We start from the raw sequence: 26,325 nt of genomic DNA, 5'->3' as shown, positions 1-26,325 counted from the left end.
TCATGTGGCAGCGCCGCGCCTTTCTCAAAGCGACTGGCGCCGGCTTTGCCGCGAGCCTCCTGCCGCGTCAGGCCTTCGCGCTCGAGCGCAATGATCTGGTCTTTGCCAGCGCCATCCAGACCGCTTCCGGCGCCTATGGCGCGGTGCTGATGGGCGAGCGCGGCGACATCATTTCTACTCTGGATCTTCCGGATCGCGGCCACGACATCACCATCAGTCGCGAGGCGGGCAGGGGAGTCATCTTCGCCCGCCAACCCGGAACGTTCGCGGTGGTCTTTGATCCCGATGGTCAAGCCGCACCTCAAACGCTGACCAGCATCGACGGCCGCCACTTCTTCGGCCATGGCGTCTTCTCGCCCGATGGCAAACTGCTCTACGCGACCGAAAGCGATTATGAGGCCGCCCAAGGCGTTGTCGGCATCTATGACGCGACCAATGGCTATCGCCGCATTGGCGAATTCCCCACCTATGGCACCGGCCCCCACGAAATGCTGCTGATGCCCGATGGCGTCACATTCGTCGTCGCCAATGGCGGCATTGAAACCCACCCCGATTTCGGCCGCGCCGAACTCAATATCGAGACCATGGACCCATCCGTCGTCTTCATCGACCGGCGCGACGGCCGGCTAGTCGGCCAGTTGCGCCTCGATGCCGGTCTCCACCAACTCTCCATCCGCCACATGGCCATCGATGCTCGTAGCCGCGTCTGGTTCGGCTGCCAATATAAGGGCAGTCCTTCGTATGCGCCCCAGCTCGTTGGCTACGCCACTATGGATGGCGACATTCGCCTCATCGAACTGCCCGCCGACACCATCCTCTCCCTGCGCAATTATGTGGGCTCCGTTGCCGTCTCCGCCGATGGCAGCAAGATCGGTGTTTCATCACCCGAAGGCGACCTGCTCGTCGCGATCGATGCCGAGGGCAGGCAGCCCGCGGTCGTTGAAACGCTCCGCAGCGGCTGCGGCCTCGCGGCCGATGGCGCGGGCTTCATCGCCACCAGCGGCATGGGCGACATGATCGGTATTGCCGGGGCCGAGCGTCCAACCCAAAGTTTCGATTTTCACTTCGACAATCACATGCTGCGGGTTTGAGCCGCCTTTTTCATCAGCCAACCCTTGTTCCTGGGCATCTGCCAGCCCATTGTTGAGCCAAGGAGTTTGCCGATGACCAATCCCTTTTTAGAAGCCTGGACCACGCCCTTTGAGGCGCCGCCCTTTTCCGCGATCAAGACCGAGCATTTCGCCCCGGCCTATGATGCAGCCATCGCCGAACATGCCGCCGAAATCGCTGCGATCGCCGACAATGCCGAGGCGCCGAGCTTCGAAAACACGGTTGTCGCGCTCGAACTGAGCGGCAAAAATCTCGATCGGCTCGATCTCGTCTTTTCCCAACTGACTTCGGCCAAGGCCGACGATGCTCTGCAGGCCGTCGAGCGCGATGTTGCGCCGCTCCTCGCCCGGCACTGGAACGCGATTTTCCTCAATCCAAAGCTCTTCGCCCGCGTCGATGCACTTTATACGCAGCGCGATGCTCTGGGACTCTCGCCCGAAGCCCTTCGCGTCCTTGAGCGCTATCATCTCGATTTCGTCCGCGCGGGCGCGCAGCTTTCGGCCGACGAACGCCAGCGCTTTGCCGATATCGTCGAGCGCCTTGCCGTCCTTGGCACCACCTTCGGTCAAAAAGTGCTGGCCGATGAGCAGGATACGGTCTTCGCGCTCAGCGAAGCCGAGGCAGAGGGGCTGCCCGAATCCGCCCTTGCCGCCGCTGCCGAAACCGCGCGCGACCGGAAACTCAACGCCCCCTATGCGGTGACGACATCGCGGTCGAGCGTCGAGCCCGTGCTGCATTTCGCGCGCGATCGATCGGTGCGCGAAAAAGTCTGGCGCGCCTTCGTCAAGCGCGGCGCCAATGGCAATGCCAATGATACCCACGCCGTCATCGCCGAAATCCTCGGCCTCCGCACCGAGCTCGCTAAACTTCTCGGCTATTCGACCTATGCCGAATTCAAGCTCGCCGACAGCATGGCAAAAACGCCGAAGGCCGCGCGTGATCTCCTGGAGCGCGTTTGGGCGCCGGGACGCGAACGGGCGCTGGCGGACAAGGACGCGCTACAGCACTTGATTGACAGCGAAGGCGGAGATTTCAAGCTCGCCGCTTGGGACTGGCGCTACTACGCCGAAAAGCTGCGCCTTGCCCGCTACGATTTCGACGAAACCGCCATCAAACCCTATCTCGAACTCGATAAAGTCATCGAAGCCGCATTCTATACGGCCGAGCGCCTCTTCGGCGTCAGCTTCGTGCTGCGTCCCGATATCGAAGGCTATCATGACGATGTCCGCGTCTGGGAAGTCCAGCGGGCAGGGCGCAGCATTGGCCTCTTCTATGGCGATTTCTTTGCCCGCCCCGGCAAGCGCAGCGGCGCGTGGATGACGTCGTTCCGCAAGCAGTCCAAGCTCGATGGCGACGTGCTGCCGCTCATCGTCAACACCTGCAATTTCATGAAGCCGCCCGCCGGCCAACCAGCTCTGCTTTCGCTGGATGAAGCCCGCACCGTGTTCCACGAATTCGGCCACGGGCTCCATGGCCTTCTTTCCGATGTCACCTTCCCACGCATTTCCGGCACCAGCGTCGCGCGCGATTTCGTCGAACTGCCTTCGCAAATTTACGAGCACTGGCTGGAATCCAAGCCCGTCCTTGAACGGCTCGTCCACTATCGTACGGGTGAGACTATCCCACCGGACTTGCTCGAAAAGCTGAAGGCGGCGGGCAAGGCCAATTCAGGCTTTGAAACCGTCGAATTCGTTTCCTCGGCGCTGCTCGACATGGATCTCCACTCCAAGCCGCTCGGCGACAATCCCGACATTGTAGCGCTCGAAGCCGAGACTCTCGCCGATATCGGCATGCCGGCCGAAATCGCCCTCCGCCACGCCAGCACCCACTTCCTTCACCTGTTCTCCGGTGATGGCTATGCGGCCGGCTATTACAGCTATCTCTGGTCCGAAGTGCTCGATGCCGACGGATTCGACGCATTCGAGGAGGTCAGCGATCCCTTCGATACGGCGACGGCCGAACGGCTCTACCGCTATGTCTATTCGGCCGGCGGTTCGCGCGATTATGCCGAGGCCTATCGCCTCTTCCGCGGCCGCGATCCCGATGTCGGGGGCCTTCTCAAGCACCGTGGCTTCGAAACCGAAGGCGGCGCCACCGGGTAAGGCCACCGCGCCGCTCAAATCCGGCGATCATGATTGGGCTCCGAGACTTAGGCAATTGTGACGGTGCGGCAAAGTCCAGCACAATCATTGGCCGAGGTCCGCCAGCGCCCTCTTGCAATCTTGTTACCGTTGAGGTCCTTATCTCGGCGGTGCAGCTTGTGGGAGGGCAGCATGATCTCTGGCCGTCATCTGGTTCGTTTCGTGTTCGGTGCTCTGGCGCTGGCTTTGGCAACATCCTTGCCGGCCTCGGCCGAAAGCAAGGTCACGCTGATCGAGAACACCGATCTCCCGGGCTTCGATTATCAGATCATTAGAGATACCGATCTGCCCACCTGTCAGGCGGCATGCACCGACGACAATATCTGCCGTGCCTTCACCTTCAATGCGCAGAGCAAGTGGTGCTTCCTCAAGGGCGGCCTTGGTGACGAAGCCGAATTTACTGGCGCCACCTCCGGCCGCGTGAGCCATTCACCATCGCCCGCCGTGACCGAAGCGGTACGCCAGGCCGAATTGCCGTTCCCCGCTCAGGACATTATCGACTCTGCCAAGTCTTTCGCGACTAGCCTTCCCGACACCGACGCTCCTGCGCCGAAGGCTGTCTATGGCGATCTCGTCACGTCGGGCGATGAAGCCGCAACCGAAGAAAACTATCCCGCCGCCATGGTCGCCTATCGTCAGGCGCTCGCCATCAATCCCAATGACGGCGCTGTCTGGCAGGCGCTGGCCGAAGCCGCGCTCCGCCGTGCCGATGCTGTCGCCGGGCAGAGCGAGGGCGACAATAGCTACGATCTTTCTTATGTCGGCTCCAACGCGGCGATGAACGCGTTCCTGCGCGCCACGGAAGTCGAAACCCGCGCTTCCGCCCTTCGTGCACTCGCCAATAGCCTTGAATATCGCGAGATGTGGCGCGAAGCGATCGCGACCTACCGCTTGGCCGTCAAGCTCGTGCCTGATGCCGATATCGAAGCGCATCTGGACGATGTTGTTGCCCAGCATGGTTTCCGCATCACCGATCACGTAGTCGACGCTGAAGCCGCCTCGCCGCGCATCTGCATGGTCTTTTCCGATCCCCTCGGCAGCACCGACTTGTCTGCCTTCGTTTCGGTGGCCAATGCGCCGCAGGTGTCGGTCGAAACCGAGACCAGCCAGATCTGCGTCGAAGGCGTGCAGCATGGCAGCCGCTATGACATCAAGGTCCGCGCCGGCCTCAAATCCGCCGATGGCGAAGAACTGGCCAAAGACGTCGATCTCAACGTCTATGTGCCCGATCGCGCGCCCTTTGTCGGCTTTGCCAACAATGCCTATGTCATGCCCGCCGGGCTTGGCGGCGGCCTGCCGATCACCTCGGTCAATGCCGAAACCGCCGAAGTCATGATCTACCGGATCGGCGACCGCTCGATCGCTACTGCCGTGCGCGATGGCATTTTCCAGGGCAATCTTGCCCAATACAATGCCGAGGAAATCGCCGACCGAACCGGCCAGGAAGTCTGGAAGGGCGAGGTCGATCTCGCCCAGGGCGAACCCAACGCGCTCGTCACCACTGCTATTCCAGTGGCGGACACGCTCGGCCAGATGGAAGCTGGCGCCTATGTCATCACCGCCCGCATCAAGGGCGATACCGATGAGGAATACTGGACCGAGCTGGCCACGCAGTGGTTCATCGTCACCGATCTCGGCCTCACCACCATTGCCGGCGATGATGGCGTCCACGCCTTCGTGCGCAGCCTCGATAGTGCTGAGCCGGTGGCCGATGCCACTGTCCGGCTCGTTGCGGTCAACAATGAAATCCTTGGCGAAGCCAAAACCGATGCCGATGGCCGCGCCGTCTTTGCGCCGGGCCTCGCCCGTGGCACTGGTGGCCGCGCGCCGCAATTGCTGGTGGCGGAAACCGCCGATGGCGACTATGCCTTCCTCGATCTCTCGAAGCCCGCCTTCGACTTGACCGATCGCGGCGTCGAAGGGCGTCCGTCGCCCGGCCCGCTCGATGCGTTCATGACCACGGAGCGCGGCGTCTATCGCCCCGGCGAGACGGTCTATCTCACGGCACTCCTGCGCGATGCCAAGGCCGAGGCGGTTACAAAACTGCCGTTGACGCTGCAGATCGAGCGGCCCGATGGCGTCTTGGCCGACACGCAGGTGCTCAATGACGAAGGCGCCGGCGGCTATTTCACCGCTCTGCCCATGCCCGATGAGGCCATGCGCGGCTCGTGGACGCTGCGCCTTTATTCCGATCCGAACGCCGATGCGCTCTCGACAACCACCTTCCTTGTCGAAGACTTCGAACCCGAGCGTCTGGCCTTTGAAATCAAGCCGGAAGGCGATGGGCCGTTCAAGGCCGGCGAAGTCAATGCGATCGATATCGCGGCCAAGTATCTCTATGGTGCGACAGCGCCTGGGCTTTCCATCGAAGCCGATGCGATCCTAAGCCCGCGCACGACCCTGCCGGATTTCCCCGGCTTCACCTTCGGCCGGCTCGACGACACCATCGAAACTACCCGCGAGCCGCTCGGCATCGTCGGCATCACCGATGATGCAGGCAATGCCGTTGCCGAGGTAACCTTGCCCGAAGCGCAGGTGACGACGCGGCCGCTCGTAGCCCAGATTCTTCTTCGCCTTGTCGATACCAGCGGCCGCACGGTCGAGCGCAGCATCACCCGCGCTGTCGAAGCCGATGGCGTGCGCATTGGCATCAAGCCTGTCTTCGATGATGCCTCTGGTTTGCAGGAAGGCAGCCAGGCGCAGTTTGAGCTGATCGCCGTTTCGCCCGAAGGCGAGAAGGTCGCGGCCAGCGATCTCAACTGGACGCTGTCCAAGGTCGAGACCAATTACCAATGGTATCGCGATGGCAGCACCTGGAAGTGGGAAGGGATCACCACCGCCCGCGATATCGCCAATGGCACCGCCGAAACCACCGATGGCGGCTCCGCGACTGTCGGCGCCAATGTCGATTGGGGGCTCTATCGCCTTGAAGTCGAGGGCGATGGCACCTCGTCGAGCTACGAATTCTATGCCGGCTATTATTACGCCGATGCCGGCTCGGACACGCCCGACACGCTGCAGGTGGCCCTCGATAAGGACGCCTATAAGGTCGGCGACACGGCAAATCTGAAACTCGATCCGCAATTTGCCGGCAAGGCGCTGGTCATGGTGATCGACAATCGCGTCATCGCCATGGAAGCCGTTGATGTGCCAGAAGGCGGCACGACTGTCGGCCTGCCGGTCACCGAGGAATGGGGCCCCGGCGCCTATGTGACCGCGATCCTCTATCGCCCGTCCGACGCTGCCGAAAAGCGCATGCCCTCGCGCGCGCTTGGCCTCGCTTTCGCCGATGTGGAGCCCGGCGACCGCAAGCTCGATGTCAGCCTTGAGACGCCGACCGAAACCCTGCCGCGCGAAGCCTTCACCACCAAGGTCAAAATCGCCAATGTACAACCGGGCGAAACGGCCTATGTCGCCGTGGCGGCCGTCGATCTCGGCATTCTCAACCTCACCAATTTCAAAGTGCCGGCGCCCGATGACTACTATTTCGGCCAGCGCCAACTCGGCATGGATATCCGCGATCTCTACGGTTCGCTGATCGATCCGACGCAGGGTCTGGCCGGCGCGATGCGCTCGGGCGGCGATGGTGGCGGTTCGCGCTTGGGCACGCCGCCGCCGACTTCGGTTCTCGTGGCGCTCCATTCGGGCATTGTCACCGTAGGCGAAGACGGTACGGCCGAAGTCAGCTTCGACATGCCCGATTTCACCGGCACGGTGCGGGTCATGGCCATGGCCTGGACGGCGAGCGCCGTGGGTCATACCTCAGCCGATGTGCTGGTGCGCGATCCGGTCGTCGTCACCCTCAGCCCGCCGCGGTTCCTCCGCGTCGGCGATGAGGCGCGGCTTCTCGTCGAGGTCAACAATGTCAGCGGCGAAGCCGGCACCTATAAGCTCGCGCTTTCAAGCGTGGAGGGGATTTCGGTCTCGTCCGAAGAGCAGGATGTCACCCTCGACAAGGAAGCACGCACCTCGCTCGATTTGAGCCTCAATGGCATGCAAATCGGCGATTGGCCGGTGGCGCTCACCATCACCGCGCCCGATGGCACGGTCCAGACCAAGGACCTGCTCCTTGGCGTCCGGCCGACCTCTGCGCCGGTGACCACCAGCCGTCTCCTGCCGATCAAGGCTGGCGAAACCGCTGAAATCGGCCGCGATATCTTCGAGGGCTTCCTCGCCGATACCGGCTCGGTCACCCTTGCCATCGGCCCCATCGCCCGTCTCGACGTACCGGGGCTCCTCCTCTCGCTCGATCGCTACCCCTATGGCTGCGCCGAGCAGACATCGAGCCGTGCCTTGCCGCTCCTTTACCTCAACGATGTCGCCCGCATGATCGGCGTCGCCGAGGACGACAAGCTCAGCAAGACCGTCACCGATGCCATTGCCAGCGTTCTCGCCAAGCAGACATCGGCCGGCGGCTTCGGACTTTGGGGGCCATTCGATGGCGGTGATTTCTGGCTCGATGGTTTCGTGACCGACTTCCTCCTCCGCGCCAAGGCGGCCGGCTATGCCGTGCCCGAACAGGCGCTCGGGATGGCGCTCGATAATCTCTCGAACCAGCTCTCCTATGCCTCTGATTTCGACAATGGCGGCGAAGCCATTGCCTATGCGCTCTACGATCTGGCGCGCGCCGGACGCGTGGCGATGGGCGATCTTCGCTACTATTTCGAAGCCCGCCTCTCCGCCTTCGGTTCGCCGCTGGCCAAGGCACAGCTCGGTGCAGCACTCGCCCTTTATGGCGATACCAGCCGGGCGAGCGAGGCTTTTGCCGCCGCGCTTGACAGCCTCAGCGCCCGCGAAAACGCCAATCGCTATCGCGACGACTATGGCAGCCGCATGCGCGACATGGCCGGCGTCCTGGCGCTGGCGGCTGAGTTCAAGCCCTCGGGCGTTGACCTGACCTCGCTTTCCAACCAGCTCGCCAAGATGCGGGACCGCACCACATATACGTCCACCCAAGAAGATAGCTGGACGCTGCTCGCCGCCGCAGCACTTGGCGCTTCGACCACCGATGGCTCGGTGAGCCTCAATGGCGAGGCGCTAACGGGCCAGGTCTATCGCCGCTTCGAAGAGACTGGCTTCACGCCGATCGAGATCGGCAATAATGGCGAAGCCGATACCGAGGCCAAGGTGACTGTCACGGGATATCCCGCGACCCCGCCCGAGGCGAGCGAGAACGGTTTCACCATCACCCGCGACTACTACCTGCCCGATGGCACCGAGGTCGATCCGACCGACGGATCGCTCAGCCAGAACGACAGGCTCGTCGTCGTGCTGCGCGTGCGGCCGGATAATCTCGGCTCTGGCCAGTATATCGTCGCCGATCCGCTCCCGGCCGGGTTAGAAATCGAGAACCCGAGCCTGTCGGCCGGCGATGGTGCGTCGGACTTCAATTGGCTGAGCCTTGATGCGCCGAGCCATGTGGAATCGCGGACCGACCAATATGTCGCCGCCTTCCGCTACTCGTCCGATCCCGGCACCTTCACCACTGCCTATCTCGTGCGGGCGGTGACCCCGGGCAGCTTCGTGCTGCCGGGCGCGACGGTGGAAGACATGTATCGGCCCGAGTTCCGCGCCAATACCGCCGCCGGCGCCATCGAGATCACCGCCAGCGGTCCATGATCGAGGCGGACGGAGATAACAAAGCCAAACGGCCGCGCCCCTGGGTGGCGCGGCTGACCCTGCTTGGCTTTTCGCTCTTTGTGCTGGTACTCGCCTCTGTGATCCAGCTCACCTCCTGGGTCACGACCATTTCGGCTAATCTGCCGCCCGTGCCCAATGTCGCCCTCATGCCGGTCTCGGTTGCCGTCACCGACCGCAACGGGCTCCTTCTTCGGCCCTTCACCACCGCCGACGGCCGCTGGCGCCTGCCCGCGACCAAGGCCGATGTCGACAAGCGCTTCATCGACATGCTGCTCGCCTATGAGGACCGCAATTTCGCGCGCCACGAAGGCGTGGAATGGTCCTCCATGGCGCGCGCGGCCGGGCAGTTCGTCTTGGCCGGCGGAAAAATCGTCTCTGGTGGTTCGACGCTGACCATGCAGGTCGCGCGGCTCGTTGAAGGTCAGCCGACCCGCAATGCCTATGGCAAGCTGCGCCAGATGGTCCACGCCCAGCAGCTCGAGGCCAATCTCAGCAAGGACGAAATCCTCGATCTCTACCTGACCCTCGCCCCCTATGGCGGCAATATCGAGGGCATTCGCGCCGCGAGCCTGGCCTATTTCGGCAAGGAGCCGACGCGGCTGACGACAGCCGAGGCAGCGCTGCTCGTCGCCCTGCCGCAATCCCCCGAAGCACGGCGTCCCGATCGCGACCTAGTTGCCGCACTCGCGAGCCGTAACAAGGTGCTCGATAGACTCGTGACCACCGGTACGATCGCTGCAGAAGAGGCCGAGGCCGCCAAGCGCGAACCCATACCCGATGCCCGCCGCGCATTCCCCATGCTCGCGGCGCATATGGCCGAGCAGGCCACAAAAGCCCAACCCGAAGCCCGCACCGTGGCGCTGACGCTCGATCGGCAATTGCAGGATGCGCTGGAGCGTCTTGCAGCAGCGCGGGCAAGGCTGATCGATCCGCGCGTCTCAGTCGCCATTGTCGCCGCCGATATCGAGACCGGCGAGGTCCTCGCTTCCGTCGGTTCGGCAGGCCTGTTCGATCAGCAAAGCGCGGGCTTCGTTGATATGACGCGGGCCATCCGCTCGCCCGGCTCGACCCTAAAACCCATGATCTATGGCCTCGCCTTCGAGCTTGGCCTTGCCCATCCGCAAAGCCTGATCGAAGATCGCCCCACCGCTTTCGGCGGCTATGTGCCGGTCAATTTCGACGGCTTTAGTCGCGGCACCGTCACCATTCACGACGCGCTGACGGAATCGCTCAATATCCCCGCCGTTGTCGTGCTCGATGCCGTCGGCCCGGCGCGACTCGTTTCGCGTCTCCGCCGCGCCCACGCCGATCCGCGCCTGCCGGTCGATACGGCCCCAAGCCTTGCCGTGGGCCTTGGCGGTGTCGGTATCACCTTGCGCGATCTCGTCTCTGTTTATGCCGCCATCGGCCATGGCGGCGTGCCGGTGACGCTTTACGATGGCATCGGCCCGCGGCCGGAGCAGCAGGTGGCAGCGCCCGTGCTCGATCCGGTCTCGGCTTGGTATGTCGCCGATATTCTGGCCGACGTGCCGCCGCCTTTGAACGGCTCGCCCGGCCGCATCGCCTATAAGACCGGCACGTCCTATGGCTATCGCGATGCCTGGGCCATCGGCTTTGATGGCAAGACCGTCATTGGAGTCTGGGTCGGCCGCCCCGATGGCGCGCCCGTGCCGGGGCTTTCTGGGATATTGGGCGCCGCACCCGTGCTGTTCGAAGCCTTCGATCGCCTCGGCAGCCGCAAGGCGCCATTGCCTAAGGCCCCGCCGGGCGTGCTCTCGGCCTCCAATGCGGAGCTGCCAACCCCGCTTCGCCGCTTCCGGCACCCCAACGAAAACCTCGTCGCCCGCGTCGCTTCGCCAGAAATCGCCTTTCCCGGCGATGGGGTAGACGTCGATCTCGGCCTAGCCTCGGGATCGCAAGCGCCGCTCACCGTAAAAGTCCGCAACGGCGTCCCGCCTTTCACTTTCTTTGCCAATGGTGCGCCGTTTGGGCGGTCGCAATTCGGAAGGCAAGATAGCTGGACGCCGGATGGTCCGGGCTATGTGACGCTCTCCGTCGTCGACGCCGAGGGCAGGGGGGATAGCGTCACGGTGTTTTTGGATTGATTTTTGGGCCCGCCATTGCGGCACGCTTGCCTGTTCACATCTACCGGCTGTCATCCCCGCGAAGGCGGGGATCCATCTTGAGATCTCAGGATGGCCCCGGCTCAAGGCCGGGGTGACATCAAGAGTGGGCTGTCGTCTGCTCAGGTATGCGTTTGATCATATGCTAAGGAGAAAACCCCCTCAGGCATTCGCCCAGCCGCCGTCCACCACGAACTGCTGCGCCGAGATCATCTTGCTGTCATCCGCCGCGAGGAACAGCGCCATGCGCGCGACATCCTCCGGCATGACTCTTCCGGCAAGCGGCTGGTTGGCTTCGATTTCGGCTTCCCCCTTCGCATTGAGCCAATGGGTGATCTGCCGCTCCGTCATCACCCAGCCGGGCACGAGCGTATTGACGCGGATGCCGCTCTTGCCAAGTTCGCGCGCCATGGACCGGGTCAGCCCATGAGTCGCAGCCTTGGCTGTTTCGTAAACCGGGATTTTTGAGGTCATGATCATCCAGCTGATCGACCCGGTGTTGATGATCGAGCCGCGCCCAGCCTTGATCATGCCGGGCGCCACGGCCTGGATGGCGAAGAAAGCATGCTTGAGATTGACCGCCATGCGCTCGTCCCAATAGGCGGGGGTCACCTCGCTCCAGTCGTGGCGCTGGTCATGCGCGGCATTGTTGATCAGCGCCAGCGTATCCCCATGGGCGGCGGCAAAGCCGGCGATGGCGGCCTGATAGGCTTCGGTGTCGGTGACGTCGCAGAGGGTGAAGAGAACAGTCTGGCCGGCCGCGGTTAGTTCCTCGGCCAAGGCCTTGCCCGCCTCATCGGCGATATCGACAAAGCCCACCTTCGCCCCCTGCGCCGCAAAAAGGCGGACAAGCGACTCGCCGATCCCCGAGGCGCCGCCGGAAATGACGACCGGCATGCCGGCAAGGCTGGGATAGCGGGCGGTTTCAGTCATGGCGGCTCCGGAAGGCTCGATAGTTTTTTGCTATCTAGCCTCCCAACCGCTGCAAGAAAACCGCAAAATCAGCGGAGCTGGTTCGCGGCTATAAACGCGTCGAGTTTTCCCTGCTGCGCCGGTGTGAGCGGCCAGGCGGAAGGCGGCCGCGTCGGGCCGCACTCGCGGCCAAGCGCCTTGAGTGCGGCCTTGACGCCAGTGACATTGGTGCCGTTCATTTCTTCGGCCCGGATATCTTCGAAGGCGCGCATGCCGGCGACGAGTTCATTGGCCTCGGCATAATTTCCGGCCTCAAGTGCGGCGTGAATGGCGAGCGACCGTTCTGGCCAGACATTGATGAGCCCTGAGGTAAATCCGCGCGCGCCGACAGCATAAAAACTCGGCGCCCAGACTTCGGCGAGCCCACCGACCCAGACGATCGCGGGATCGCAAGCGGCCTTGGCTTCGGCAAGCTTGAGCGGATTGGGCGTCGCCCATTTGACGCCCTTGACCCCCGGCACAGCGCAGAGATCGGCAATGGCCCTGGTGCCGATCGCGTCGTTGCGCAGATAGAGCATCATCGGCAATCCGCCCGAGGCATCGGCAACGGCCTTGATGTAATTGACGACGCCGCGCGGCGACACGAAGGGATCGGGCGGCTGGTGGATCATCAGCGCCGTAGCGCCAGCTTCGGCGGAGGTCTTGGCCAGCGTCGTCGCGTCGCGAATGCCGCGGCCAATGCCGGCGAGCACAGGCGCTCGGCCATCAACCAGCGCGACGACCTCGCGCACCATGGTCGAGGCCTCGTCGGTCGTCAGCGCATAGAATTCGCCGGTATTGCCGTTGACCACCGGCATATGAAGCCCCGCGGAAAGCGCGCGATCGATGATCGGCACCAGTTTTTGCGGCGCCACGTCGCCCTTGTCGTCATAGGGGGTGACAAGAATTCCGGAAATGCCGGTCAGTGCCTGGTCGAGAGTGAGTGGCATATGCTTTTCCTTGTGCTCCAGTGGCGCCCTATGCTCGATGTCATCCCCCCGCAGGCGGGGCCCATCCTGAGATCTCGAAGATGGATCCCCGCCTGCGGGGGGATGACAGTCGGTGGACGTGAGGGCATCGTGTTCACCACGAGGTCCCCGCATTCCCTCAATAAATATCCGGCTCCCCAGCCGCAGGCCCAAACCCGCGCTCCAGAAAGTCAAAATCGCAGCCCTTGTCGGCCTGGGTGACATGTTTGGAATACATCCAGCCCCAGCCGCGTTGAAAGCGAGGTTCGGGCGGCGTCCAGGCAGCGCGTCGGCGCTCGATTTCGTCTTCGGCGACCAGCATGTCGAGCCGGCGATTTTCGAGATCGAGTTTGACGATATCCCCGGTCTGCAGCAGCGCCAGCGGACCGCCGACATAAGCCTCCGGCGCCACATGCAGCACGCAGGCGCCATAGGAGGTGCCGCTCATGCGCGCGTCGGAAATGCGCAGCATATCGCGAAAGCCCTGCTTGATAAGGGCTTTCGGGATGGGCAGCATGCCCCATTCGGGCATGCCGGGACCACCGAGCGGACCCGCATTGCGAAGCACCAGAACGTGGTCTGGCGTGACATCGAGATCTTCGTCGTCGATCGCCGCCTTCATCTCGGCATAGGAATCAAAGACCAGCGCCGGGCCCTGATGCTGATAATATTTCGGGTCACACGCTGCAGGTTTGATCACCGCCCCATCGGGACAAAGATTGCCGCGCAGCACGGCGAGGGAGCCCTCGTGATAGACCGGGTTCGACAGCGGGCGAATGACATCGTCATTATAGACCTTGGCGCCATCGAGGTTCTCGCCGAGCGTCTTGCCATTGGCGGTGATGCAAGAGAGGTGGAGGCGATCGGCAATCTGGGCCATCAGCCCCCTGATCCCGCCGGCGATGTAAAAGTCTTCCATCAGATAGCCGGTGCCCGACGGGCGGACATTGGCGAGAAGGGGTGTCGTCCGTCCCAGCGCGTCGAGATCGTCGAGATCGAGGTCGACCCCGGCGCGGCGCGCCATGGCAATGATGTGGACCACGGCATTGGTCGAGCAGCCGGTGGCCATGGCGACAATGGCGCCATTGCGTATCGAGGCTTCGGTGACGATACGGTTGGGCGCGAGGTCCTCCCAGACCATGTCGACAATGCGCCGCCCGCAATCGGCGGCCATGCGCTGGTGTGCTGAGTCGACCGCCGGGATGGATGACGCGCCGGGCAGGGTGAGGCCCATGGCATCGACAATGGCGGTCATGGTCGACGCCGTGCCCATGGTCATGCAGACGCCCGCCGAGCGTGCGATGCCGCCTTGAAGGCCTTGCCATTCCTCGTCCGAAACATTGCCGGCGCGGCGCTCGTCCCAATATTTCCAGGCGTCGGAGCCTGAGCCCAGTGTCTTGCCGGCATAATTGCCGCGCATCATCGGCCCAGCGGGCAGGTAGATCATCGGCACATTGGCGGTGATCCCGCCCATGACGAGGCCGGGCGTGGTCTTGTCGCAACCGCCCATCAGCACCACACCGTCGAGCGGGTGCGAGCGGATGGTTTCCTCGGTCTCCATGGCAAGGAGATTGCGATAGAGCATCGATGTCGGCTTGGTAAAACTCTCGTCGACCGAGAGCGTCGGCAGCTCGACCGGAAACCCGCCTGCCGCGAGCACGCCGCGTTTCACCGCTTCGACACGCTCGGGAAAGTGGCTGTGGCAGGCGTTGAGTTCGGACCAAGTGTTGAGGATGCCGATCACGGGCTTGCCCATGAAATCGGCCTCGGAATAGCCGAGCTGCATCAGGCGCGAGCGGTGCCCAAAGCTCCGGAGGTCGTCAGGCGCAAACCAGCGCGCGGACCGCAATTGCTCTGATGTCTTGCGCATGATCTCCTCCTCATGCCGTCGCTGCAGGGAAGCAAGGGGCCCGCCTCCCAACGGGCCCCCAGCCGTGTCGATCAAGCCTTGATCCGCTTTTTGGTCAGAGTTTGACTAGCGTCCGCACATCGACCGGCAAGCCGGTGGCAAAGGACTGGTTGGCCGCAATACCGGTCAGGATCGAGAGCGCACCATCGCGATGGTTGGCGCCATAGCCAGGGCGCGGCGTCGCGTTGCCGAAGATCTCTTCGAGCATGATCTTGTCGCCGCCGCCATGGCCGCCTTCGCCGGCCGGTACGTGAACCACTCGAGATTCGCCATGGAGCGGGAAGTGGTAGAGGTCGACGCCCTTGGCCGCGCCCTCTGCCGTCGAGGTCGAGCCGGCATTGATATAGGATGTCTCGCGAACCATCAGCTCGAGCCGTCCACCGGTGCCGTTGATGGCGACGTTGAAGCCTTCCCAGGGCGCATAGGCATAGAGCGAATAGGTCATCACCGCCTTGTTGCGATAACGGACCATGACATTCATTGTGTCTTCGATGGAAATGCCGTCGCCAAAGACGTTCTGGTCGCGCTGGTAGCCGTCTTCCTTCTCCGCGTCCCAATAGAGCGCCTTCTGCGTCGGGGTCGCGGTCAGATCGATGGCAAACTTGTCGTCCTTGGCCGCTTCGACGCCGGTCGTGCGGGTATAGGGTGTGAAAACGCCGCGTTCTTCGGCATTGGCGCGGCCGTAAAACTTGAGATCGCCCATGGCAAAGACTGTGTCGGGCTGGCTACCGAGCCAGAAATTGACGAGGTCGAAGTGGTGGGTCGACTTGTGGACCATCAGGCCACCGGAATTGCGCTTGTCGCGGTGCCAGCGGCGGAAATAATCGGCGCCGTGGCGCGTATCGAGCAGCCATTCGAAGTGGATCGAGGTCGGCGTGCCGATGGCGCCTTCGGCGATCAGCTCGCGCAGGGCCGAGTTGTGCGGGGCATAGCGGTAGTTGAAGGTCACGCGGACATTGCGTCCGGTGCGCTCGACGGCGTCCAGAATCTCCTGGCACTTTTCCTTGTCGACTGTCATCGGCTTTTCGGTGATGACGTCGCAGCCGAGCTCCATGGCGCGGATGATGTATTTGTGGTGGGTGCGGTCGACCGAAGTGACAATCACATATTGCGGCTTGGTTTCGGCGATCATGCGCTCGAAATCTTCGGCCTTATAGGTCGGCACGGCTTCGCCGCCGAGTTCTTCGACGAAGACGCGGTTGGTATAGTCCATGCGCGTCTGGTTGGTGTCGCAGAGTGCGACCATGCGGGAATTGTCCTTGTGGGGTCCCAGAATGGCCTCGTAGAACATCCTGGCCCGTCCGCCCGTGCCCACGATTGCATAAGTCTTGGCCATTTCCGCTCCTTGCATGCCGGCTCATCCGCGGCGCGATCAACAGGGGTATTCGCCGCGCGGTTACATGTACCATACAAGATTGGCGGCGTGCACTTGTTCTTTTGGCGCAACCTAAAAAAGGCGAAACGCGCGGCCCCAAGGGAGCCGCGCGTTTCGATTCTTTCCAACAATTCAGATGCTTGGCGCTCAGTTGGTCCGCGCCAACTGCCGGTTGAAGTAGAGCGCGAGGAGCGTACAGACCGCACCCGACAGCAGATAGGCACCCGAGGAAATCAGCCCGAACGAGGCCGAAAGCGCCAGCGCCACAACCGGCGCAAAGCCGGCGCCGAAGAGCCAGGCCATGTCCGAAGTCAGCGCCGAACCGGTATAGCGATAGAGCCGGCTGAAGTTCGAGGCGACCACGCCCGAGGATTGGCCAAACGAAACGCCGAGAAGGGCAAAGCCCACGACCATGTAGATGATTTCGCCGATCTGTCCGGCGCCCAGCAGCAGCGGGGCAAACACGGAATAGACACCGATGAAAGCGGCCGAGACGCCGAGCAGCCAGCGGCGCCCGAAGCGGTCGGCGAGGAAACCCGAAAGGATCACCGCGACAAGGCCGACACAGGCCGAGCCGACTTCAATCAGCAGAAAATCGACCGGCGGATCTTCGGTATAGAGGAACACATAGGAGAGCGGAAACACCGTGACCATGTGAAAGAGCGCAAAACTGGCAAGCGGAGCAAAGGCGCCGATGACGACATTGCGCCAGTCATTGGCGAGCGTTTCGCGAATGGTCGAGGGGATCAGTTCGCCGCTCTTGAAGAGATTGGTATATTCCGGCGTAACAACGATGCGGAGGCGTGAGAACAGCGCCACGACGTTGATGGCGAAAGCCACGAAGAACGGATAGCGCCAGCCCCATTCGAGGAAATCCTGGGCCGACAGCGCCGAGGAGAGATAGGCGAACAGCGCACTCGCGACGATCAGCCCGATCGGAGCGCCCAGTTGAGGCATCATCGCATACCAGCCGCGCTTGTGCTGCGGCGCATTGAGCGCGAGGAGCGAGGCGAGCCCGTCCCAAGCACCGGCAAGCGCGAGGCCTTGGCCGATGCGGAAGATGATGAGGATGGCAATGGCAAGCCAACCCACCTGATCATAGCTTGGGAGGAACGCCACGGCCACCGTCGAAACGCCGAGCAACATAAGCGCGATGGTCAGCCGCACACCGCGGCCATAGTTTCGGTCGACTGCCGAAAACAGCACCGTACCGAACGGGCGCGCGACGAATGCGAGCGCAAAAACCGCGAAAGAAAGCAGTGTTCCGGTCACCGGATCGGCAAAGGAAAAGATGACCGAGGGAAAAACCAGCACCGAGGCAATGGCATAGACGAAGAAGTCGAAGAACTCGGACGTGCGACCAATAATCACACCGATGGCGATTTCGCCAGCGTCAACTGGTCGATGACTGTCGTTGACGTTGCGCGCGTCTTGCTCAGCCGATGTTTCACCGACATGCGTAGAAGAAGCGGCCATATCGCTAAGCTCCTGACTTTAATCGATTTTCCTTTGAGGGCTATTCCGGCTCGCTCAATAGGACGCCCAGGATATGGGCAATTTCGTTTTCTCATGCATTATAGCGCGGCGACTTACGAGTGGACAAAATGTCCGATGGCGCTGTTCGCTCCATGAGAGTAGGCCGCAAGGAAAGCGCAGTCTTCCTCCCAAGGGCCGCCATGTCACGTTTTGCCAAATTCCTGTCTGTCTCTTTGCTGGCACCATTCCTTGCCGGTTGCAATGCCGTGGTGATGGCGCCGGCCGGCGATATCGCCGTGCAACAGCGCGATCTGATCATCATCGCTACGGTGCTGATGCTCCTGATCATCATCCCGGTCATGGTGCTGGTGGTGCTCTTCGCCCGAAAATACCGGGCGTCCAACACTGAAGCCGAATATGAGCCAGATTGGCACCATTCGACCCGGCTCGAACTCGTCATCTGGTCGGCGCCCCTCGCCATCATCATCTGTCTTGGCGCGGTCACTTGGGTGTCGACGCATTTGCTCGATCCCTATCGCGAACTTGGCCGCCTCGGCCCCGATCGTCCGGTCCCCGCCAATACCGAGCCGCTTGAAGTGGAAGTGGTCGCGCTCGATTGGAAGTGGATGTTCATCTATCCCCAGTACGACATCGCGACCGTCAACGAACTCGTCGTGCCTGTCGATCGTCCGATCAGCTTCCGGCTGACCGCGTCGACGGTGATGAACTCGTTCTACATCCCTGCCATGGCCGGCATGATCTACGCCATGCCCGGCATGCAGACCCGCCTTCATGGCGTCATCAACAATCCCGGCGAATACAAGGGCATTGCCGCTCACTATAGCGGCCATGGTTTCTCGGGCATGCACTTCGTCACCAAGGGTGTCAGCGACGCTGAATTCGATACCTGGGTCGGCGACGTCAAGGGTTCGCCCGATATGCTCAACCGCCAGCGCTATCTCGAAGTCGAAAAGCCCAGCGAACACGTGCCGGTCATGCATTTTGCCGGCGTTGAAAGCGGGCTTTATACCGCCATCGTCAATATGTGCGTCGAACTCGATAAGATGTGCATGAGCGAGATGATGTCGATTGACGAGCAGGGCGGCCTTGGCCATGCCGGCATCGATAATCTCGCACCCGCGCTTTATGGCGGCGGCGAACGCAATCGCTCGCCCTTTGGCCCGCAAAAGACCTATGTCGCGGCGATCTGCTCGACCGACGAAGCCATCGCCATGACCGCAAAGCTCCCGGCCATCCACGCGCCGAACAGCGCGCCGCTGCTTGGCCGCGGCATTGCCCGGCCGGAAGCTGTTGCCCAAAGCAATGCACCCGCTCTTGACTGGCTCGCCGGCAAGCTCGCCTTCAATCAAAACACATCGACTGACGCGCTATGACAAACGAGTTCTGGTCCTTCATCTTCGGGCGCCTGACCTGGGACGTGCTGCCGCTGCACGAACCGATCGTCGTCGTCACCTTCATCGTGGTCGCCATCGCAGGCCTCGCCGTCGTCGGCGCCATCACCTATTTCAAGCTCTGGGGCTACCTCTGGAAAGAGTGGTTCACGAGCGTCGATCACAAGAAGGTCGGCATCATGTATATGGTGCTGGGCCTCGTCATGCTGCTGCGCGGCTTTGCCGATGCCTTGATGATGCGCCTCCAGCAGGCCATCGCCTTCAATGGTTCTGAAGGCTATCTCAACGCCCACCACTATGATCAGCTGTTTTCCGTCCACGGCGTGATCATGATCTTCTTCGTCGCCATGCCGCTGATCACCGGCTTCATGAACTATATCGTTCCGTTGCAGATCGGCGCGCGCGACGTCAGCTTCCCCTTCCTCAACAATTTCTCGTTCTGGATGACGGCGAGCGGCGCTGTGCTGGTCATGGCGAGCTTGTTCATCGGCGAATTCGCCCAGACCGGTTGGCTGGCCTTCCCGCCTTTGTCAGGCATCGAACATTCACCGGCCTCGGGCGTCGACTATTACATCTGGGCGCTGCAGATCGCGGGCGTGGGCACGACCCTTTCGGGGGTCAATCTCATCGCGACCATCATCAAGATGCGCGCGCCAGGCATGACCTTGATGAAGATGCCAGTCTTCACCTGGACTTCGCTCTGTACCAACGTCCTGATCGTGGCGTCCTTCCCGATCCTGACCGCCGTGCTGACGTTGCTCGCCCTCGATCGCTATGTGGGGACGAACTTCTTCACCTCCGATTTCGGCGGCAATCCGATGATGTATGTCAACCTCATCTGGATCTGGGGCCATCCGGAAGTTTACATCCTTATCCTGCCTGCCTTCGGCATCTTCTCCGAAGTCGCCTCGACCTTTTCGGGCAAGCGCCTCTTTGGTTACACGTCCATGGTCTATGCCACGGTCGTTATTACAGTGCTGTCCTATCTCGTCTGGCTGCACCACTTCTTCACCATGGGGTCCGGTGCGAGCGTCAATTCGTTCTTTGGCATCACGACGATGATCATCTCGATCCCCACGGGGGCGAAGATCTTCAACTGGCTCTTCACGATGTATAAGGGCCGGATCCGGTTCGAACTGCCGATGATGTGGCTCATCGCCTTCATGCTCACCTTTACCATTGGTGGCATGACCGGCGTGCTGCTCGCCGTGCCGCCGGCTGACTTCGTGCTGCACAATTCGCTGTTCCTCGTGGCGCACTTCCACAACGTCATCATCGGCGGCGTGCTGTTCGGCATCTTTGCCGGCATCAACTACTGGTGGCCCAAGGCCTTCGGCTACAAGCTCAACCAGTTCTGGGGCAAGATCTCGTTCTGGCTCTGGAATGTCGGCTTCTGGCTCGCTTTCGGTCCGCTTTATGTGCTGGGCCTGATGGGTGTCACCCGGCGTCTCCGCACATTCGATGATCCATCGCTCCAGATCTGGTTCATCATTGCCGGTATCGGTGCTCTCGTCATCGCCGGCGGCATCGGCGCCATGATCATCCAGTTCACCGTCTCGATCATGTCCAAGAACAAGGAATGGGACACGACCGGCGATCCGTGGAACGGCCGCACCCTCGAATGGGCAACGTCTTCGCCGCCGCCACAATACAACTTCGCCTTTACCCCGATCATCCACGATGGCGATGCCTGGGCGGATATGAAAGCGCGCAATGCACAGCGTCCGGTCACGGGCTATATGGACATCCATATGCCGCGCAATACCGGCACGGGCATCATCCTTGCCGGCCTCAGCGTCGTCCTTGGCTTTGCGCTCATCTGGTATATGTGGTGGCTCGTCATCCTGAGCTTTGTCGCCATCATCGGCGCGGCCATCATGCATACCTTCAATTATGACCGCGATTATTACATCCCGATCGAGGCTGTGGCCGAGGTCGAAGACGAGCGCACGCGCCTCTTGAGCGGAGCACGCTAAGATGAGTTCACCCGCCAACACGACGACTGCCGACGCGCCAGAATTCTACGAGATCGTGGCGCACGATCACCCCGCTCACGCCTCGACGCAGATCGGATTCTGGATCTACCTGATGAGCGATTGCCTCATCTTCGCGTCGCTCTTTGCCATCTATGGCGTGCTCGGTGGTAGTTTTGCCGCCGGTCCGTCGCCCGAGCATCTGTTCAATCTGCCTCTCGTTGCCGTCAGCACGACGGCCCTGCTTCTGAGTTCCATCACCTATGGCTTTGCCATGCTGGATATGGACGAGGGCAAGCAGAAGAGCACGCTGATCTGGCTCTCGATCACGGGGCTTTTGGGCGCGGTGTTCCTGGGTCTGACGCTCTATGAATTCTACCACATGATCCAGGAAGGCGCGGTGCCGCAGCGCTCCGCTTTCCTCTCCGCCTTCTTCGTCCTGGTCGGCACGCACGCCCTCCACGTCACCTTCGGCATCTTGTGGCTGATCACGCTTGTCGCTCAGATCAGCATGAAGGGCCTGATCCCGGCCAACAAGATCCGCGTTCAGTGCCTCTCGATGTTCTGGCACTTCCTCGACGTCATCTGGATTGGCGTCTTCACGGTTGTCTATCTTATGGGGATGCTGCGATGAGCGCTCAAAGCCCGGACACATTGACGGCCTCCGAAATGGCCCATGCCCACCCCAATCCCCATGCTCATGGGGACGGGCACGATCACGGCACACGCCGCACCTATCTCATCGGCTTCGCGCTGTCGGTCATCCTCACGGCTATTCCGTTCTGGCTGGTGATGGGCGATGTCATCGCCGATCGCACGATCGCAACGCTCCTCATCATGGCGTTTGGTGTTGCCCAAATCTTCGTTCACATGGTCTATTTCCTCCATATGAACACCAAGTCCGAGGGCGGCTGGACCATGATGGCGGCGATCTTCACCATCATCGTCATCGTCATCGCGCTCTCCGGCTCGCTCTGGGTGATGTTCCACCTCAACACCAACATGATGCCGGGTCACACCATGAACCCCGCGGACATGATCTAGCGCCGATGACCGACCATCCGGCCCAGGGGGGAAAGCGCTTCTCCCCGGGCCTCATCGCTTTTGCGACATTCGCCGGCGTCTGCGCGGTATTGTTTTTCGGCCTTGGCATCTGGCAGGTCGAACGCCTCGCCTGGAAAAACGGGCTGATCGCCGCCGTCGAAACCCGCGCCCATTCCGAACCTGTCGCACTCAACACGACCGACTGGTCGACCATCGATCCCGAGGCCAGCGAATATCAGCGCGTGCTGGTCAATGGCAGCCTGCTCCCTGGCGACATCCTCACCCAGGCGGTGACCGCCGAAGGCCCCGGCTTCTGGGTCATGACGCCGCTGCGTCTGCCTGACGGCCGTGCGGTGCTGATCAATCGCGGCTTTGCGCCCAAGGATATGGATGTCGCGCTCGATGCGGAGACGCCGGTGACCATCAAAGGTCTCCTCCGAGTCTCCGAGCCAGAGGGCGGCTTTCTCCGCAGCAACGATCCCGCGGCCAATCGCTGGTTCTCCCGCGATGTCGCCGCCATCGGCGAAACGCTAGGGCTCGAAAACCTCGCGCCCTTCTTCATCGATGCCGATAGGGTAGGGGACGTCTATCCGCGCGGCGGGATGACCGTGATCAGTTTTTCCAACAATCACCTGATCTATGCGGTGACTTGGTTCGGCCTCACCGGCCTCTGCCTTTTCGCGCTCGGCTATCTCTTTAGGGACCGTTGGCGGCGATCACCGGCAGGCTGATTTCGAACAGCGCGCCACCCTGCGGTGCCGTCGCCACCGTGATCTTGCCGCCATGCCGCTTGACGATGTCGCGCACCAGGCTCAAGCCCAGCCCCGCGCCATTGGGCGATTGCGACAGCCGGTGAAACGGCCAGAAGATCTCTTCGCGCTGTGTCGGGTCGATCCCCGGCCCATTGTCCGAAACGACCACCCGCCCATCGGTATTGACCTCGACCCGCACCGACACCGCCGCGCCGCCATGCGACATGGCATTGTGGACGAGATTGGCGATGGCCCGCGACAGCGCCGAGGCATCGCCCTTGACCATCACCGGCTTTTCGGGCCCCACGAACTCGATCTCGCTCCCCGCATCGATCGCGAGCGGCGCCAGATCCGCCGTCACCTGCGTCGCGATATCGACGATATCGACCGGCTCGAACCCATCGGGCGACAGCGCCATGCGGTGAAGGTCGAGCAATTCATTGGCCATGCCGCCGAGCCGGGCCGAGTCCCGCTGCAATTGCCGCTTGTGCGGCCCATCGGGCAGGCTCTCGAGCCGCGTCTGCAAAATCGCGATCGGCGTGCGCAATTCATGCGCCGCATCCGCGAGAAACCGCCGCTGCCGCGCGATACCGCTATCGAGCCGATCGAGCGCCTCGTTAAAGGCCCGCACCAGCGGAATGAGTTCGGTCGGAACGTCCTCATAGGAGAGCCGCACATCGCTCTGCCCGATATCGATCAGCGCCGCATCCTGCGCGATCTTCTCCGTACCCCGCAGCGAGCGCTGGATCAGCGACGGGATTGTCAGCACCGTCGCGGTCGACAGAAGGAATATGAGCCCCAGAAACGCCGGATTACCGAACGCCTTGCCAAGCACGCCAAAACTCAGTGTCGGTCCGCCACCCGTCATCACCCAGAGCCGCCCGATATCGGTATTGCGCGAGCGGACGATGGCATAGGGCGAGCGCGGATCGCCGAGGTCGTTGATATTGGCCGATGCAACATGCACCAGCGTTTCCGGATGCTGCATGGCCGGCGGTGGCACATTACCCCGCGTCAGCATCTTGCCGTCGACATCGACGACCAGAAACCAGAATTCGGGATAGTTCGCGATGGTCTTTTCAAGGTCGCCATTGGGCGCCAGCACGAAGCCCCCATCGGCCCCGCGCTCGATCGAGCGCGCGATATCGCCCACGACATCCTCATCGAGATTTTGCTGCACGCCCATGGCGAGCAAGATCGGCACGGCCGCCAGCATGACGAAGCCGACCAGAACAGCGATCTGAATGCCGATCAGGCCCTTGGTCAGAACGCGTCTGAGGGAGAGCGGAGCATGCTTCATGCCGTGGCTTTCAAGAGATAGCCGATGCCGCGGATCGAGTGGATTTCGACCCGCCCCGGCGCGATCTTGCGCCGCAGCCGCGAAATATGCGCGTCGAGCGTGTTGGAGGCGATCTCGTCGTCAAAGCCATAGACGGCCTCTTCGAGGATCGAGCGCGCCACGGTCCGCCCCGCGCGCTTCACCAAAACTTCGAGCGCCAGCACTTCGCGCCGCGTCAGCGTCAGCGGCTCGCCCGCCGCCACGGCCGAGCCATCGCCGAGATTGAACGTCAATTGCCCGACGGTCACGGCCATGTCCGCAATCATCGCCGGCCGCCGCATCAAGGCGCGAATGCGCGCCACCAGTTCGTCGACGACAAAGGGCTTTGCCAGATAATCGTCGGCCCCGGTCTCGAGCCCTTCTATTCTCTGCTCTGGCGCCCCAAGCGCCGACAGCACGATGATTGGCAGGCCGGTCTGGATTTTGCGGATGCGCGGAATGATGGTGAGGCTATCCCCATCTGGCAATTTCCGATCGAGCACGGCAATGGAATGCACGCCGCTTTCGACGGCTTCGAGTGCCATTTCCAGCGTTGTCACATGATCTACAAGAATGTCGTGGCGTTCGAGTGCACTGATCAAAGCCTTGGCCAGATCAACCTCGTCCTCCACCAGAAGAATACGCATGGCTACCTCGTCTTGGCGCTGGTTATGCCGCGCAATGATTGCCTTTGCATTGCGCAGATTTGGCCTTTCCGTAATGTTGCGGCAATATGGCTGGTGGAAAAGAATGGCGATACGAGCATTTAAGACGCGTCGGGTCCGTTCGGGTCCGGCGTCATAGTGGTGATTTCATGCACTCCGTGCTGCCCCGGCGGCGATGATCCACTTCCAAAGGGCTCCGTATAAGCTTGCGCCAGGCCAGTGCCCCAGGCCGATAGACCATTGATCGACCAAATATCAGGACACCTCGATGACCACAGCCCATGAGAAGCCCGAATGGGCACAGAGCAAGCGGGAAAAGAAGAATGCCCGCCTGGTCGCTGAGGGCAAGAAGCCCAGGCGCCGCTGGGGCCCTTGGGTCGTCCTTGGCCTGATCATTATCGGTGGTGTCGCCTTTTTCCTGACCCGCCCGCCCGCACCGGCGCCTGAAACCGATACAGCGGAAGCCGCGCCTGTCGTGCGCCAATTGCTGACCTCCGAAGTCACCGCGATTGCCCCACAAACCCTAAGCCAGACCGTCAAGGTCACGGGCACGCTCGTTCCCGCCCAGCAGTCCGTCGTTGCCTCCCAGGCTGCCGGCCGCGTCCTCAGCGTTGCCGTGCGTCCCGGCGATAGTGTCGCCGAGGGCGATGTGCTGGTCGAAATCGACCAGGCCAATCTCTCCCTCGCGCTCGCTCAGCAGCGCGCCACGGCCGATGCCACCCGCGCCCAGCTCGTCTCCTCCCAGCAGCAGCTCGAACGCACCCAGGAACTTGCCCGCCAGGGCCTCGCCAGCCCCTCGGCGCTGGAACAAGCCCGGTCCGCCACTTCTGCGCTCGAAGCCAACCTGACCGCACTCGAAAGCGCCGTGCAGACGGCCGAACTGGCGCTCAGCAACGCCACCGTCACCGCGCCGATCACCGGTATCGTCTCCGAACGTTCGGTCGAGCCGGGTCAGACGATCAGCGCCGGCACGCCGGTCATCACTGTCGTCAATCTCTCGCAGATGGAATTCCAGGCCGCCGCCTCGGTCAATTCGAGCGCGCTCGTCTCGCCCGGCCAGAACGTGGTTGTCACTGCCACCGGCCTCGATAACGAAACCTTCGATGGGCAGGTAACCCGTGTCAATCCGGTCGCCCAGACCGGCACCCGCACCGTGCCGATCTATGTGCTGCTCGACAATGAGGATGGTCGCCTGCGCGGCGGCATGTTCGCCACCGGCCAGATCACCGTCGCCGAAAAGGCCGACGCCATTGCCGTCCCTCTTGCGGCCCTGCGTGAAGATGCCGAGGGCAGTTATGTCCTCAAACTCGACAATGGCACGCTCGCCCGTCAGGCCGTCACTCGCGGCACAACCTGGGACCGTGGCGCCACCGTCGAAGTTGAAGGTCTGACCGCCGGCGACACCATTGTCACCGCCCCGTTGACTGAACTTTCGGCCGGCGAAGCCTATGAACAGATCGAGGGCTAG

General features: G+C 62.2%; 17 protein-coding genes. 10 read left to right on the top strand and 7 right to left on the bottom strand.

All coding sequences use genetic code 11. The annotated features are described in order from the left end of the window. The first annotated feature begins 2 nt into the window (after nt 1-2). From ASE94_RS06255 to pbpC, 4 genes are all read left to right on the top strand, one after another. Complete coding sequence (locus ASE94_RS06255; RefSeq protein WP_061911891.1) at nt 3-1,091, top strand: DUF1513 domain-containing protein; 1,089 nt, start codon at nt 3-5, stop codon at nt 1,089-1,091. 72 nt (nt 1,092-1,163) lie between these two features. Continuing rightward, on the top strand, nt 1,164-3,212 hold the full coding sequence (locus ASE94_RS06250) for a M3 family metallopeptidase (RefSeq protein WP_062629667.1): 2,049 nt from the start codon (nt 1,164-1,166) through the stop codon (nt 3,210-3,212). A 171-nt stretch (nt 3,213-3,383) separates the two neighbouring features. After that, entirely contained in the window at nt 3,384-8,870 is a 5,487-nt protein-coding gene (locus tag ASE94_RS06245) for an alpha-2-macroglobulin family protein (RefSeq protein WP_062629666.1), read from the top strand. Beyond that, the gene (gene pbpC, locus ASE94_RS06240; protein WP_082460989.1) at nt 8,867-10,996 is read left to right on the top strand and encodes a penicillin-binding protein 1C; all 2,130 of its coding nucleotides are present in this window, start codon (nt 8,867-8,869) and stop codon (nt 10,994-10,996) included. The genes ASE94_RS06245 and pbpC overlap by 4 nt, the downstream gene beginning before the upstream one ends. A 180-nt stretch (nt 10,997-11,176) precedes the next feature. Here the strand turns inward: pbpC and ASE94_RS06235 are convergent, their stop codons facing one another. The 5 genes from ASE94_RS06235 to ASE94_RS06215 all read right to left on the bottom strand — a co-directional run bounded on the left by ASE94_RS06235 (nt 11,177) and on the right by ASE94_RS06215 (nt 17,693). Next, entirely contained in the window at nt 11,177-11,947 is a 771-nt protein-coding gene (locus ASE94_RS06235; RefSeq protein WP_062629665.1) for an SDR family oxidoreductase, read from the bottom strand. A gap of 68 nt (nt 11,948-12,015) precedes the next feature. Continuing rightward, nucleotides 12,016-12,915, bottom strand: coding sequence for a dihydrodipicolinate synthase family protein (locus tag ASE94_RS06230; protein ID WP_062629664.1), 900 nt, complete (start codon nt 12,913-12,915; stop codon nt 12,016-12,018). 157 nt (nt 12,916-13,072) lie between these two features. Beyond that, nucleotides 13,073-14,803, bottom strand: a complete 1,731-nt coding sequence (gene araD / locus ASE94_RS06225) for an L-arabinonate dehydratase (protein WP_062629663.1) — start codon at nt 14,801-14,803, stop codon at nt 13,073-13,075. 94 nt (nt 14,804-14,897) lie between these two features. Further along, nucleotides 14,898-16,178, bottom strand: coding sequence for a Gfo/Idh/MocA family oxidoreductase (locus tag ASE94_RS06220; RefSeq protein WP_061911897.1), 1,281 nt, complete (start codon nt 16,176-16,178; stop codon nt 14,898-14,900). Nucleotides 16,179-16,364: 186 nt separating this feature from the next. Then, complete coding sequence (locus ASE94_RS06215) at nt 16,365-17,693, bottom strand: MFS transporter (RefSeq protein ID WP_062629662.1); 1,329 nt, start codon at nt 17,691-17,693, stop codon at nt 16,365-16,367. A gap of 200 nt (nt 17,694-17,893) precedes the next feature. Between ASE94_RS06215 and cyoA the strand changes: the two genes are divergently transcribed. Genes cyoA through ASE94_RS06190 form a run of 5 tightly spaced genes read left to right on the top strand, consistent with a single transcriptional unit; the run spans nt 17,894 to nt 22,853 of the window. Further along, entirely contained in the window at nt 17,894-19,087 is a 1,194-nt protein-coding gene (cyoA, locus tag ASE94_RS06210; RefSeq protein ID WP_061911899.1) for a ubiquinol oxidase subunit II, read from the top strand. Further along, a complete protein-coding gene (cyoB, locus tag ASE94_RS06205) occupies nt 19,084-21,081 on the top strand; it encodes a cytochrome o ubiquinol oxidase subunit I (protein WP_061911900.1) in 1,998 nt (665 codons plus the stop codon). The genes cyoA and cyoB overlap by 4 nt, the downstream gene beginning before the upstream one ends. Nucleotide 21,082: 1 nt before the next feature. Next, nucleotides 21,083-21,712, top strand: a complete 630-nt coding sequence (gene cyoC / locus ASE94_RS06200; protein ID WP_061911901.1) for a cytochrome o ubiquinol oxidase subunit III — start codon at nt 21,083-21,085, stop codon at nt 21,710-21,712. Next, complete coding sequence (cyoD, locus tag ASE94_RS06195; RefSeq protein ID WP_200913600.1) at nt 21,709-22,122, top strand: cytochrome o ubiquinol oxidase subunit IV; 414 nt, start codon at nt 21,709-21,711, stop codon at nt 22,120-22,122. Before cyoC ends, cyoD begins: the two co-directional genes overlap by 4 nt. A 5-nt stretch (nt 22,123-22,127) precedes the next feature. Then, nucleotides 22,128-22,853, top strand: coding sequence for an SURF1 family protein (locus ASE94_RS06190; protein ID WP_062629661.1), 726 nt, complete (start codon nt 22,128-22,130; stop codon nt 22,851-22,853). Here ASE94_RS06190 and ASE94_RS06185 read toward each other — a convergent pair. Both ASE94_RS06185 and ASE94_RS06180 read right to left on the bottom strand, forming a co-directional pair. Next, on the bottom strand, nt 22,819-24,174 hold the full coding sequence (locus tag ASE94_RS06185; RefSeq protein ID WP_062629660.1) for a HAMP domain-containing sensor histidine kinase: 1,356 nt from the start codon (nt 24,172-24,174) through the stop codon (nt 22,819-22,821). The genes ASE94_RS06190 and ASE94_RS06185 overlap by 35 nt on opposite strands. Continuing rightward, nucleotides 24,171-24,839, bottom strand: a complete 669-nt coding sequence (locus tag ASE94_RS06180; protein ID WP_061911904.1) for a response regulator transcription factor — start codon at nt 24,837-24,839, stop codon at nt 24,171-24,173. Before ASE94_RS06180 ends, ASE94_RS06185 begins: the two co-directional genes overlap by 4 nt. A 286-nt stretch (nt 24,840-25,125) precedes the next feature. Between ASE94_RS06180 and ASE94_RS06175 the strand changes: the two genes are divergently transcribed. Further along, on the top strand, nt 25,126-26,325 hold the full coding sequence (locus ASE94_RS06175) for an efflux RND transporter periplasmic adaptor subunit (protein WP_061911905.1): 1,200 nt from the start codon (nt 25,126-25,128) through the stop codon (nt 26,323-26,325).

Source organism: Devosia sp. Leaf64, assembly GCF_001421945.1.
GTDB lineage: Bacteria > Pseudomonadota > Alphaproteobacteria > Rhizobiales > Devosiaceae > Devosia.
The sequence above is the reverse complement of the archived record's forward strand: the minus strand, read 5'-3'. Positions and strand labels throughout refer to the sequence as shown.

Coding starts and splice junctions, on each gene's coding strand:
- ASE94_RS06255 (WP_061911891.1), top strand. CDS start 3: ATGTGGCAGCGCCGCGCCTTTCTCAAAGCGACTGGCGCCGGCTTTGCC.
- ASE94_RS06250 (WP_062629667.1), top strand. CDS start 1,164: ATGACCAATCCCTTTTTAGAAGCCTGGACCACGCCCTTTGAGGCGCCG.
- ASE94_RS06245 (WP_062629666.1), top strand. CDS start 3,384: ATGATCTCTGGCCGTCATCTGGTTCGTTTCGTGTTCGGTGCTCTGGCG.
- pbpC (WP_082460989.1), top strand. CDS start 8,867: ATGATCGAGGCGGACGGAGATAACAAAGCCAAACGGCCGCGCCCCTGG.
- ASE94_RS06235 (WP_062629665.1), bottom strand. CDS start 11,947: ATGACTGAAACCGCCCGCTATCCCAGCCTTGCCGGCATGCCGGTCGTC.
- ASE94_RS06230 (WP_062629664.1), bottom strand. CDS start 12,915: ATGCCACTCACTCTCGACCAGGCACTGACCGGCATTTCCGGAATTCTT.
- araD (WP_062629663.1), bottom strand. CDS start 14,803: ATGCGCAAGACATCAGAGCAATTGCGGTCCGCGCGCTGGTTTGCGCCT.
- ASE94_RS06220 (WP_061911897.1), bottom strand. CDS start 16,178: ATGGCCAAGACTTATGCAATCGTGGGCACGGGCGGACGGGCCAGGATG.
- ASE94_RS06215 (WP_062629662.1), bottom strand. CDS start 17,693: ATGGCCGCTTCTTCTACGCATGTCGGTGAAACATCGGCTGAGCAAGAC.
- cyoA (WP_061911899.1), top strand. CDS start 17,894: ATGTCACGTTTTGCCAAATTCCTGTCTGTCTCTTTGCTGGCACCATTC.
- cyoB (WP_061911900.1), top strand. CDS start 19,084: ATGACAAACGAGTTCTGGTCCTTCATCTTCGGGCGCCTGACCTGGGAC.
- cyoC (WP_061911901.1), top strand. CDS start 21,083: ATGAGTTCACCCGCCAACACGACGACTGCCGACGCGCCAGAATTCTAC.
- cyoD (WP_200913600.1), top strand. CDS start 21,709: ATGAGCGCTCAAAGCCCGGACACATTGACGGCCTCCGAAATGGCCCAT.
- ASE94_RS06190 (WP_062629661.1), top strand. CDS start 22,128: ATGACCGACCATCCGGCCCAGGGGGGAAAGCGCTTCTCCCCGGGCCTC.
- ASE94_RS06185 (WP_062629660.1), bottom strand. CDS start 24,174: ATGAAGCATGCTCCGCTCTCCCTCAGACGCGTTCTGACCAAGGGCCTG.
- ASE94_RS06180 (WP_061911904.1), bottom strand. CDS start 24,839: ATGCGTATTCTTCTGGTGGAGGACGAGGTTGATCTGGCCAAGGCTTTG.
- ASE94_RS06175 (WP_061911905.1), top strand. CDS start 25,126: ATGACCACAGCCCATGAGAAGCCCGAATGGGCACAGAGCAAGCGGGAA.